Genomic DNA, 12,415 nt, shown 5'->3' on the forward strand with positions numbered 1-12,415 from the left:
GGATGATATAGATGATTGAATGGATAAAAACCAATAAACTTGTTGTATTAGGTGGAATTTTTATTATCCTTGCAGGAGCTTATTTTTTACTTGAACCAGCATCAGAAGAAAGTAATGTGCTTGATAATGAGGAGGAATGGCTAACTAGTGAAAGGACTGTAAACGAAAATATAGTGGAACACGAAGAAGAAGTAATTGTCATTGTCGATGTGAAAGGTGCTGTAAATAACCCAGGTGTGTATGAAGCTGAAAGTGAAGATCGAGTGATTGACATGATTAATATGGCTGGCGGATTGAAGGAATCAGCAGATGAGGCGAAGATTAATTTTGCTACACGAGTAGAGGATGAAATGGTTATTTATGTCCCTGAAATAGGAGAGGAGATGGAGCAGGAAGGCGGGATGATGACAGTGATGGGAGGAACCGATCAAAAAGATGGGAAGGTAAATATTAATACGGCAGATGACACCGAACTGCAAACATTAACTGGCATAGGACCAGCAAAGGCAGCTGCTATTATCGATTATCGGGAAAAAAATGGTCCATTTAAAGTAATAGAAGATTTGAAGTTAATAAGTGGAATTGGAGAAAAAAGCTTTGAAAAATTAAAAGAGCAAATAAAAGTAAAATGAAGAATCCATTGACCCATTTTTCATAGGGGCTTACACTTGATGGTAAGGTGGAATTTTACGAGAATTTGTCGAAAGAGAAATGGGAGAGTGGGATGAAATGGAAAGAATATCTTGGAATCAGTATTTTATTGCTCAAAGTCATCTGCTTGCATTAAGAAGCACATGTACAAGGTTATCTGTTGGAGCAACGATCGTAAGAGATAAGAGAATCATAGCTGGCGGATACAATGGTTCCATAGCTGGTGGGGAGCATTGTATCGATGAAGGATGCTATGTGATTGATAACCATTGTGTCCGAACAATCCACGCGGAAATGAATGCAATTCTTCAATGTGCGAAGTTTGGGGTACCAACAAGTGGAGCAGATTTATATGTCACGCATTTTCCTTGCCTTCAATGCTGTAAAGCAATTATTCAAGCAGGAATTAAAACCGTGTTCTATTCAAAGGATTATAAAAATCATCCATATGCAATGAATCTTTTTGAAATGGCAGGGGTAAAGGTCGAACAAGTAGAAGGAAATGAGATCTCAATCGAATTTCATTCACAAGGAAGCGATAAGTAGAGAATAATAATAGTGGGGATCATCGCCTTGGATGATGGTTCTCACAAGACCTCTTGAGGAAAAAGGAGAATCGTAGATGTGAAAGGAAGCTGGATTTATTTCACTGCCACCGCACTCGCAGGTATTCTAGCAGCTTTTGTCCATTTTGTTGTCTTTATCATGGTGTTCTTTTTTCTGCTTCTATTTCTATGTAAAATAAAGGGTTTTTCGAAAAAAAATCTTTTCATTATTAGTATAATTTTTTTCTTTTTTCTAATAAGGAGTGAACTAGTTGAAAAGGCAAATAATACAGAATTTGCCGCTAATGAGACTAATTTTTATATTTTGTTTCAGAAGGATATAAAAGTAGATGGAGACCGTCTGTCAGCCGTTAGTAAAGAACTGATTCGTAAAGAAAAAATCGTTATTTCCTATCAAATAAAATCAGAAAAAGAGAAAAAATGGATTGTTGAAAATCTAAAAACAGGGATAGCTTGTAAGGTAACAGGCACCCTTTCAGAACCAAGTACGGCAACAAATGTAAATGCCTTTAACTACAAGGAGTATTTACGAAGAAATCAAATTTTTTGGATTTTAAAAGCGGATCAAGTAAATATGTCTCAATGTACCTCTCAAAAGAAAACCCCCTTCTCCTTCTTCCAGTCTGTTAGGGAAAATGGCATTCAATATGTACAGGACCATTTTCCAAGCGAATCAGCTCCATTAGCAATCGCTCTCCTCTTTGGAGAACGGGATTATATTGACACCAATGTATTAGAAACATATGAGAAACTTGGTATTGTGCATTTATTGGCAATCTCAGGTCTTCATGTCGGTATGCTGGCAGGAATGATTTACTATTTAGGAATTCGCATCGGGATAACAAGAGAACGAATGACAATCGGATTATTACTTTTCTTACCTTGTTATGCATTACTGACAGGTGCAGCCCCTTCAGTAATTCGTGCTGTATCCATGATGGTTCTCTTCTTATCCTTGAGAAAATGGAGCATACACGCTATAAATACAATCGATATTATTAGCATTGTTTTTCTCGTGTATACTTTTCTTACCCCGTATGTCATTTATGATGTAGGGTTTCAGCTTTCATTCAGTGTAAGCTTTGCTCTCATACTTTCTGCGCCAATCCTCTTAAAAAGATTCCACCAGGCTATCCCCCTTCTGCTTGCAACATCGATGATTTGTCAATTAGCAGCAGTTCCTATCATGCTTTATTACTTTTATGAAGTTTCCCTTATTTCTATCGTAGCCAACGCGATCTATATTCCGTTATTTTCATTGATTATATTGCCGGCCATCTTTCTTTTATTTTTTCTTCATTTGCTGCTCGGAACAACGATAGGGGTCCTAATTCAGCCATTAAATTTGCTCATCATGGGAATGAATGACCTCGCACTTCAGCTATCCCTTGTTCCCTTTGCTATGCTTACTTTTGGCAGACCCTCTATGTTTGTCATGTTCTTGTATTTATGGAGCATTCCGTCGTTTTTCTCATTATGGGAGCGGATAAAAGGAGCCAAACGTTTTGTGCAAGCTTTGCTTCTTCCACTTAGTATCATGTGCATTCATTTGTTGGGAAATGCCTTATCCCCATACGGAGAAATTACTTTTATTGATGTTGGGCAAGGCGACAGCATCTTAATCAAACTGCCTTTTGGAAGGGGAACTTACTTAATTGATACAGGAGGGACCATTCAATTCAATAGTGATGAATGGAAAATAAGAAAGAAGGAATTTGAGGTTGGAAAAGAGGTTGTCGTTCCATTTCTAAAAAGTAGGGGAATCGCAACAATTGATAAGCTTATTATTACGCATGGGGATGCCGATCATATCGGTGGTGCTTTATCCGTATTGAAAGAGCTCCATGTAAAAGAAATCATTTTGCCAAAAACTCAAGAGCAATCTGAGCTTGAAAAAGAATTGCTAACAATGGCAAAAAAGCTTAGAATTCCGTGGGATTTTGTAAGTGCAGGTGATAGCTGGAAAGCAGGAGAAACTATTTTTCATGTCGTTTCACCGCAAGCTGGAGTGGAGGTAGAGCGTAACAATGGTTCAACTGTTCTCTTTGTAAAAATCGGCGGGCTTAGATGGCTTTTTACAGGTGATTTAGAAGAAGAGGGAGAAAAGCAATTAATAAATGATTACGATAAACTAAAAATTGATGTGCTAAAGGCTGGTCATCACGGCAGTAAATCTTCAACAACAGAATCATTTCTTGATCAGCTCGAACCGAAGATTGCTATCATTTCGGCAGGGAAAAATAACCGTTATGGTCATCCAGCCGAAGAGGTGTTAACGAATTTGAATGAACGAAAGATAAATATCTTACGAACAGATCAGCATGGGGCAATTACCTATTTTTTTAAAGGTGAAACTGGAACCTTTTCTGCGGTACATCCATAAGATAATATAAATCAGCTGAACAAATGAAAAGAGGCTGCAAACGCAGCCTCTCAAATCCTTATACGGTCTAGCTTCAGGTGCTATCGGCTCTTTGGTCTAAGCCAATCCGTCAAATAAGTTACAGAATAACCTTTCTGCCGGCTCGTCTTATACTTGTCGCCGATAACCCGCACCTTCCGCATTTCTTTCTATGTAGTCATTAAGATCCGATTACTTTAATGACTGTTGCAATAATAAACACAGTTGCGAAGAAGCCGAAAGATACGATGAATCCAATTCCAGAGTCAATGGCATCATTCTGCTTATATTGGACGTCTTTTTCAAATTCGTTCACAGTCTACCCCTCCTATTTCCTATATAGTATAAGGCATTAGAATGAAAAAATCTAGCGTTCCTCGCCGTATTTCCTCTTGTGACAAGAGTTGTCACAAATAAGTAAAGATTGTGAGGAAAGAATAGTATTACATTGGTGCACCGTCATGACAAGAGTATCCTAGGCCTCTTGTTTTGACGTTCTATATAGATGGAGGAATTGACATTTTTTATGATGTGTCAATTCCTTTTATATTTTTTTATATTATCAGAATTTATAACTTTTGGATTGAAGAATTGTCTAGCTACAGCGCCTATCGCCTATCAAACTTCGGGTCTCCTCCCTACGATAAGTCAACATCGGTTCGCTATCGCTCACCGTGTTTCCTATATCTCAGTCGGAGCCCCTCCAGTTTGTACGGCGATGACCAAGGCGCTTTCGCTTTTCTAATTACTTGTCAAACGCTTAAAGCTTCATTAGGATTATAATAGGTAATCCAAAATGTGAACGGAGCGAAGGCTAGTGATTTTTGATCTTTGGAAACAAATTAAAGCAAGGAAATTTTCTTCATTATATTTATTATATGGTCCGGAAGCCTTTCTTATTAATGAGACGAAACAGCTGCTAATTAGCCATTTATTAAATGAGGAGGAGATTGATTTTAATCTATCCTCTTATGATTTAGAGGAAACCCCGATTGATGTGGCGCTAGAGGATGCCGAAACGTTTCCATTTATGGGAGAAAAAAGATTGATTTTTTTGCAAAACCCAGTTTTTCTTACTTCTGTTAAAACAAAAGAGAAAGTAGAACATAACCTGACAAAGCTTGAAGCTTATCTGAAAGAGCCTTCTCCTTATTCCATTGTTGTCTTTACTGCCCCATATGAAAAGTTAGATGAACGGAAAAAAGTGACAAAGGAAATCAAGAGAAGTGCTGCGATATTAGAGGCGAAAAAGCTGAGTGAGGCTGAACTGAAGGCTTGGATTAGGGACCGGACTGCTTTAAATGGAGTAGAAATTGATGATAAGGCGACGGAAATGCTGCTTACACTGGCAGGTACAAATTTATTTACACTCACTAGTGAGGTGGACAAGCTCGCACTATACATTGGTTCAGGCTCAAAAATTGATGAAGGAACGGTAGAAATGCTTGTTGCTCGGTCATTAGAGCAAAATATATTTTCTTTAATTGACAAAATAGTGAACAGACAAGTAGAAGGAGCATTAAGAATCTATTATGATTTATTGAAACAGAATGAAGAACCTATTAAAATTCTGTCACTAATAACGGGTCAATTTAGACTCATTTATCAAGTGAAAGAGCTTGCACGAAGAGGATATGGTCAACAGCAAATTGCCGGTCATTTAAAGATCCATCCATTTCGAATTAAGCTTGCTGCAGGACAGGCCAGACTTTTTGCTGATGAAGAGCTTGCTCATATTATAAATTTATTAGCTGAAGCGGATTATCAAATGAAAACGGGTGGAATGAATAAAGTAATGCTGATTGAGATGTTCTTATTTCGATTACATGATCAAGCTTATAAAAAATAGGCAGCCTAAGTTAAATCTTAGGCTGCTTTTTTGTAAAATAAAAGGCTATCTATTAAAGATAGCCGTTATTCTTTAAACTTATGCGTTTAAAGCGTTCATTTTTTTTGTTAAACGAGATTTTTTACGAGCAGCAGCATTTTTGTGGATTAGACCTTTTGCAGCAGCTTTATCTAGCTTACGAGCAGCTTCAGCAAAAGTATTCTTTGCAGCAGCAGCATCGTTAGTAACGATTGCAGCTTCAACCTTTTTAACAGCTGTACGCATAGAAGATTTAACAGTTGCGTTATGAGCGTTACGCGCTTCACTTGTTTTCACACGCTTAATAGCAGATTTAATGTTTGGCATTCCATTCACCTCCTACAAAAAGCATCGAGATTATATTAACTCGACTTTCACATCATTCATTAACAATCAAATATTAAGAACAAGTGATATTTTATCAAACACTCCGTTCTTTTGCAATACTCTTCGTCTATTTTGATAAGTTGAAAACTTTGAATGAGGGAAAAGAAGTGAAAGGATTGCCTGCCATTAAATGAATGTTTTTCCATTTAGAAGGAAAAGATAGAAGAAAGTCATGTCATTTGACGACTAAAGAGAAGAATGCGAGGGGAACATCTTGGAACAATTGGATTTGAGCAAATATGCTATTAGAACTGATCTTGCAATTGAAGCACGGGAAATGGCCATCGCAGATCAGCAAAAGCATGTACATGATCAGGAAGATATTTCACAAATTGAAGGAGTTATTATTAAAGAAAAAGAAGAGGAAGAGATAAAGATTTCCTTTGTCGAGGTAACAAAGGAAGGCGCATCAGCGATTGGGAAAAAAGAGGGAAGATATTTAACCTTGGAGGCTGTAGGAATTCGTCAGCAGGATACGGTTATGCAGCAAAAGGTAGCAAAGATATTTGCTGAGGAATTTTCTCGGTTTTTAAAGCAGCTTGGAATAAAGGACGATGCGTCATGTTTAGTTGTTGGCTTAGGGAATTGGAATGTGACTCCCGACGCTCTAGGACCACAGGTTTGTGAAAACTTGCTCGTCACCCGTCATCTGTACCAGCTGCAGCCAGAAAGTGTGGAGGAAGGGTATCGCCCAGTTAGTGCGATTGCTCCTGGAGTTATGGGGTTAACTGGTATTGAAACGAGTGATATCATTTTTGGCATTGTTGAAAAGACGAAGCCAGATTTTGTCATTGCGATCGATGCATTGGCATCAAGATCCATTGAGCGTGTGAACTCAACAATCCAAATTTCTGATACAGGAATTCATCCGGGTTCAGGAGTTGGAAATAAACGAAAAGAAATAAGCAAGGAAACATTAGGAATTCCAGTTGTAGCAATCGGTGTGCCAACTGTGGTAGATGCAGTTTCTATTACTAGCGATACGATAGATTTTATTTTGAAGCATTTTGGGAAGGAATTGAAAGAAGGGGACAAACCTTCAAGAGCATTGGCTCCTGCTGGTATGACCTTCGGAAAAAGAAAAAAACTTACAGAGGAAGATTTGCCGGAGGAAGAACAACGAAAGACATTTTTAGGCATGATCGGAACACTTCCTGAAGATGAAAAGCGGAAATTAATTTATGAAGTGCTTTCTCCGATTGGGCATAACCTAATGGTAACGCCAAAAGAAGTAGATGTGTTTATAGAAGACATGGCAAATCTAATTGCCAATGGACTAAATGCAGCGCTGCACAGCAACGTAAAACAGGAAAATGCAGGTTTTTATACAAGATAATGAGACAAAGGGACAGGTCCCTTGTCCCCTGTTGTGAAAAAATAACTATATTAATGTTTTGAGTTCTATCTTCTCTAGCAATGTCATATGAATTACTAGACTTGCTTAAAGAGAGGTGGAACGATGAAACCTTTGAAACCCAATGGGTTTATTGTTTTTGTACAAGGGACAAGCTTGTTAAAAATCTGTGGAGGTTTTCTCCTATTTCTATTATTAATCTTTTCAATTAGTGGTGTACTTACGTCGTTAAAGCCTGAATTTCGAATCAGTTCTTCGTCTGTAAATACGGCAACGAATAAAGTGACAGGAGAAATGCTCTATCACTTGCTTGGCTGGGAGAATCACCATCTATTGCAAGGATTAGGGAAAGAGAAAGACAAGCCGACTTTAATGAACTTTGTTTTTAAGCTATCAACAAATATTAATTTAGATGATCCACGAAGTTTATTAGGAAGAGAGCTGCCGTCTTTTTCTTTATATGATAGTAAGATTGTTGTAGCAAGTGAAGGGACCGACTATACGAATATGCCAATGGAATCTACCCCTCCTCTTGAGGTGTTGAGGGCAGAGCAAGAAGCGACCTTGCAGAATACGGAAAATATTGATCAGCCGGGTGAAGGAAATCAAGTTCCTGATTCTGGGTTAACAACAGGAGAAAGAAAAGTCGTTCATCTTTACTTTTCGCATAATCGTGAATCCTATTTACCGTATTTAAAAGGAGAGACAGATCCAAATAGAGCGTACCATTCCCAATTAAATGTGACAAAAATTGGGGATAAACTGAAGGAAGAACTTGAAAGTCGCGGGATTGGTACGTCTGTTGATAAAACGGATATTAATGCCATCTTAAATAAAAAGGAACTTGGATACGGTGCCTCTTATCGCGAATCTAGACCTATTGTTCAGGAGGCAATGGCTGGGAACAAGGATATACAATATATTATTGATATCCATCGAGATGCAAAAAGAAAAGAACATACAACTCTCACAATTAATGGGAAAAATTATGCTAAACTCGCATTTGTCATAGGAAAGAAACACACGAATTATGAAAAAAACCTGCAACTTGCTGAGAAATTGCATAAGCTGATTAACGAAAAATATCCAGGGTTAAGCAGAGCTGTAATTGTAAAGTCTGAAGGAAATGCCAAATATAATCAAGATCTATCCGAAAACGCCATGCTCATCGAATTCGGCGGAGTGGACAATACCTTTGAAGAGCTATACCTTTCTGCAGGAGCGTTAGCAGATGTCTTCAGTGATTTCTATTGGCAGGCGGAAAAGGTCAATCAGCCGGTACAAGGACAAACAGATAAAAAATAAAATTGATAGGTGATTTGTTATGAAGTGGTTTATGGTGAAAACCTTTTTCCTTATCTCACTCATGTTTATTGCAGTGTTATTTGGCATGCAGCTTGCAAATGAAGGCATCCACAATATGAAAGGCTATGATGATGTAAATTTCAAGGATCCCTTTGCCGTAAATGAAAATGAAGGAGGGGAGCTCCAAGCTTCTATCCTTGGGAATGATATTTCCAGCCATGACTTGCAGCGGAAAAAAGAGAAGCTTGAGGAAATGAAAGCTTATAATTTCTTTTCATCCTTAGGCAAATCACTTTCGGATGGGATATCAGAGGCAACGGAAAAAACAATTCACCATATAACCAATTTAATAAATGGAGAGTAGCGGCTGCATTTTCGAGCAGTCGTTTTTCTTTTGGTTACACAAAATTATCGCAAAACTTCTCTTACTGTTTAGCATTGAATCTTCATAAACGTACTGCTATAATCAAAAAATAGTGCATGTTCGATAAAATGTAAAAGAATAGCTTTTTTGAAGTTAGACGGATGTCTAGCCCCAGGTATTGTGAGATGAACCTGGTGCTTTTCTTAGTAGGAGTGAAAAGAAAAACAATGAACAGAGAAGAAAGATTAAAGAGACAAGCAAAAATACGGAATTTTTCCATCATTGCTCATATTGATCATGGGAAATCAACTTTAGCTGACCGCATTCTTGAAAAAACGAATGCATTGTCTTCACGTGAAATGAAGGATCAGCTATTAGATTCAATGGATTTAGAGAGAGAACGCGGAATTACGATTAAATTAAATTCCGTTCAATTAAAATATAAAGCAAAAGATGGAGAAACGTATATTTTCCATTTGATTGATACACCTGGACATGTCGACTTTACCTATGAGGTTTCCCGCAGCTTAGCTGCCTGTGAAGGGGCGATCCTAGTAGTGGACGCGGCACAAGGGATTGAAGCGCAAACGCTTGCCAATGTTTATTTAGCACTTGATAATGATTTGGAAATTCTTCCAATCATTAATAAAATTGATCTTCCAAGTGCAGATCCTGAACGAGTAAGAAATGAAATTGAAGAAGTAATCGGACTCGATGCTTCTGAAGCAGTTCTTGCTTCTGCAAAGGCTGGAATCGGAATTGAGGAAATTTTAGAACAAGTGGTAGAAAAAGTGCCTGCTCCAACTGGTGATCCTGATGCGCCATTAAAAGCGCTCATCTTTGACTCCCTCTTTGATGCCTATCGAGGAGTAGTTGCCTATATTCGAGTAGTTGAAGGAACGGTTAAGGCCGGAGACAAAATAAGAATGATGGCAACGGGGAAAGAATTTGAAGTAGTTGAGGTCGGCGTATTCTCACCGAAAGCACAAGCGCAAGATGAACTAACAGTTGGTGATGTTGGTTTCCTAACAGCAGCCATTAAGAATGTCGGTGATACGCGTGTAGGTGATACGATTACAAGTGCAAAGAACGGTGCAACAGAAGCCTTGCCTGGTTACCGTAAATTAAACCCAATGGTATTTTGTGGACTTTATCCAATTGACAGTGCCAAGTTCAATGATTTGCGTGATGCACTTGAAAAGTTAGAATTAAATGACTCAGCCTTGCAGTTCGAGCCAGAAACTTCTCAAGCTTTAGGCTTTGGCTTTCGCTGTGGATTCCTTGGATTGCTTCATATGGAGATTATTCAAGAGCGGATTGAACGTGAATTTAAAATTGATTTAATTACGACAGCTCCAAGTGTTATATATGACGTCATTTTGACTGATGGCTCACAATTAAAAGTAGATAATCCTTCAAATATGCCGGATCCACAAAAGATTGACCGGGTAGAAGAGCCATATGTAAAAGCGACAATGATGGCTCCAAATGACTATGTTGGTGCGATTATGGAGCTTTGCCAGGCAAAACGGGGAATCTTTATCGATATGCAATATATGGATGAAACACGTGTAAATATTATCTATGAAATTCCACTATCTGAAATTGTCTATGATTTCTTTGACCAGCTGAAATCAAATACAAAAGGATACGCATCTTTTGATTATGAGTTAATTGGCTATAAGCCATCCAAGCTCGTAAAGATGGACATTCTATTAAATTCTGAAAAAGTGGACGCGTTAAGCTTTATTGTGCATAAGGATTTTTCCTATGAGCGTGGAAAAATTATTGTTGATAAATTGAAAGAGCTCATTCCGCGTCAGCAATTCGAGGTTCCGGTTCAAGCAGCAATCGGTCAAAAAATTGTTGCCCGTTCAACCATCAAATCGATGGGCAAAAACGTACTTGCTAAATGTTATGGCGGTGACATTTCCCGGAAAAGAAAGCTTTTAGAAAAGCAAAAGGAAGGGAAAAAACGGTTGAAGCAAGTCGGATCTGTTGAAGTTCCACAGGAAGCCTTTATGGCCGTCCTAAAAATGGACGACAACGGTTCGAAAAAGTAAAGATAATTGCATTGGAAGGGGAGGTTGGATATGCTTTTTAAATAAAGCAGACCAGCCTCTTTTTTATTGAAAAACCAAGTGAATATTTGTTGTTGATAAACAACCTGTGATATACACGCGAATGGGGTTTATTCGAATGAATAACGTAATGAGCGGGTGTATCACAGGCGATATATGCACCAACTATTATATTTAATAGAACCTTAAAGGTAGTGAAGAAATGATTAAAGCAGCATACATTCATATTCCCTTCTGTGAGCATATTTGCCACTATTGTGATTTTAATAAAGTATTTTTAAAAGGACAGCCTGTCGATGAGTATCTTGATTCACTAGCAGAAGAAATCATAATGACACTAAAAGAAACACCAACAGAGCATTTAGATACCATTTTCATTGGCGGGGGCACGCCGACGGCATTAAATGAGCAGCAACTTGAAAAACTATGCCAAATCATTAAGGCCCATCTCCCTTATACCAATGAAACGGAATTTACTTTCGAGGCGAATCCTGGTGATCTGTCAGAAGAAAAACTGCGGACCCTTTATCATGCCGGAGTGAATAGGATTAGCTTTGGGGTTCAGACTTTTAATGAAGAGCTCTTAAAGCGGATTGGAAGAGTTCATCGTGCCAAAGATGTTTTTCAATCAATCGACCTGGCGAAAAAAACTGGATTTGAAAACATTAGCATTGATCTTATTTATAGCTTGCCTAGTCAAACCCTTGCTGATTTTAAAGAAACATTAGCTACAGCTTTTAGCTTAGATATTCAGCATTACTCAGGCTATTCCTTAATTATTGAACCGAAGACCGTTTTTTATAATTTAATGCGCAAAGGCAAGCTTCTATCTCCTGGCGAGGACGTGGAGGCTGAAATGTTTGAAGTATTGATGGAAGAAATGGAGAAGTGTGGATTTAAACAATATGAAATCAGTAATTTCTCAAAACCTGGATATGAGAGCAGACATAATTTAACGTATTGGAATAATGAATGGTACTATGGATTTGGTGCAGGTGCACACGGCTACGTCAATGGCAGCCGAATCTCTAATCATGGTCCATTGAAAAAATATATGGACTCGGTAAATGAGCGCAGATTGCCGATTCTAGACAGGCACCAAGTAACAAAAGTGGAGCAAATGGAAGAGGAAATGTTCCTTGGGCTTCGTAAAACAGCTGGTGTTTCCATTACTCGATTTATTGAAAAATTTGAGGAAAACCCAGTTGCTTTGTATAAAAATGAACTGAAAGCACTAACTTTTCGTGATTTAATTCAAGTAACTGACGATCAGATCTGTTTGACGAAGCAGGGGCGTTTCTTAGGAAATGAGGTTTTTCAGTCATTCCTAAAATAGATTGCTGATATAACGACAGAATTCGGCATGATTCTTTAATCGCTTATAAAAAAACTCTTTAAGGAAATTGGACATTATACCCGAAAATCAAGTTAAATAAATT

10 protein-coding genes and 1 pseudogene are annotated in these 12,415 nt (G+C 38.0%); 9 read left to right on the top strand and 2 right to left on the bottom strand.

Going from position 1 to position 12,415, the window contains the following annotated elements; genetic code table 11:
- The first annotated feature begins 11 nt into the window (after positions 1–11).
- The 3 genes and pseudogenes from FI644_RS16700 to FI644_RS16710 all read left to right on the top strand — a co-directional run bounded on the left by FI644_RS16700 (position 12) and on the right by FI644_RS16710 (position 3,600).
- Positions 12–632 (top strand): helix-hairpin-helix domain-containing protein, encoded by a 621-nt coding sequence (locus FI644_RS16700; protein ID WP_053477080.1) that lies wholly within the window; start codon positions 12–14, stop codon positions 630–632.
- Positions 633–729: 97 nt separating this feature from the next.
- Positions 730–1,182, top strand: a pseudogene (locus tag FI644_RS16705) (ComE operon protein 2); the annotation flags it as partial.
- 93 nt (positions 1,183–1,275) lie between these two features.
- On the top strand, positions 1,276–3,600 hold the full coding sequence (locus FI644_RS16710; RefSeq protein ID WP_053477079.1) for a DNA internalization-related competence protein ComEC/Rec2: 2,325 nt from the start codon (positions 1,276–1,278) through the stop codon (positions 3,598–3,600).
- A 199-nt stretch (positions 3,601–3,799) separates the two neighbouring features.
- Here FI644_RS16710 and FI644_RS16715 read toward each other — a convergent pair whose 3' ends face one another.
- Complete coding sequence (locus tag FI644_RS16715; RefSeq protein ID WP_075209192.1) at positions 3,800–3,934, bottom strand: YqzM family protein; 135 nt, start codon at positions 3,932–3,934, stop codon at positions 3,800–3,802.
- A 501-nt stretch (positions 3,935–4,435) separates the two neighbouring features.
- Here FI644_RS16715 and holA point away from each other — a divergent pair.
- Positions 4,436–5,467: a DNA polymerase III subunit delta gene (gene holA, locus FI644_RS16720; protein ID WP_053477078.1), complete on the top strand. Its 1,032-nt coding sequence runs from the start codon at positions 4,436–4,438 to the stop codon at positions 5,465–5,467.
- 78 nt (positions 5,468–5,545) lie between these two features.
- Here holA and rpsT read toward each other — a convergent pair whose 3' ends face one another.
- Positions 5,546–5,812, bottom strand: coding sequence for a 30S ribosomal protein S20 (gene rpsT / locus FI644_RS16725; protein ID WP_053477077.1), 267 nt, complete (start codon positions 5,810–5,812; stop codon positions 5,546–5,548).
- A 271-nt stretch (positions 5,813–6,083) separates the two neighbouring features.
- Between rpsT and gpr the strand changes: the two genes are divergently transcribed.
- The 5 genes from gpr (at position 6,084) to hemW (ending at position 12,312) form a co-directional block, all read left to right on the top strand.
- Positions 6,084–7,208, top strand: coding sequence for a GPR endopeptidase (gpr, locus tag FI644_RS16730; RefSeq protein WP_142108636.1), 1,125 nt, complete (start codon positions 6,084–6,086; stop codon positions 7,206–7,208).
- A 123-nt stretch (positions 7,209–7,331) separates the two neighbouring features.
- Entirely contained in the window at positions 7,332–8,531 is a 1,200-nt protein-coding gene (gene spoIIP / locus FI644_RS16735) for a stage II sporulation protein P (RefSeq protein WP_142108637.1), read from the top strand.
- 19 nt (positions 8,532–8,550) lie between these two features.
- Positions 8,551–8,895 (top strand): YqxA family protein, encoded by a 345-nt coding sequence (locus tag FI644_RS16740; RefSeq protein WP_053477074.1) that lies wholly within the window; start codon positions 8,551–8,553, stop codon positions 8,893–8,895.
- Between the two features lie 227 nt (positions 8,896–9,122).
- The gene (gene lepA, locus FI644_RS16745) at positions 9,123–10,958 is read left to right on the top strand and encodes a translation elongation factor 4 (RefSeq protein WP_142108638.1); all 1,836 of its coding nucleotides are present in this window, start codon (positions 9,123–9,125) and stop codon (positions 10,956–10,958) included.
- Between the two features lie 220 nt (positions 10,959–11,178).
- The gene (gene hemW / locus FI644_RS16750; RefSeq protein WP_142108639.1) at positions 11,179–12,312 is read left to right on the top strand and encodes a radical SAM family heme chaperone HemW; all 1,134 of its coding nucleotides are present in this window, start codon (positions 11,179–11,181) and stop codon (positions 12,310–12,312) included.
- Positions 12,313–12,415: the final 103 nt, after the last annotated feature.

The organism is Cytobacillus solani (genome assembly GCF_006704205.1).
Taxonomy (GTDB): domain Bacteria; phylum Bacillota; class Bacilli; order Bacillales; family Cytobacillaceae; genus Cytobacillus; species Cytobacillus solani.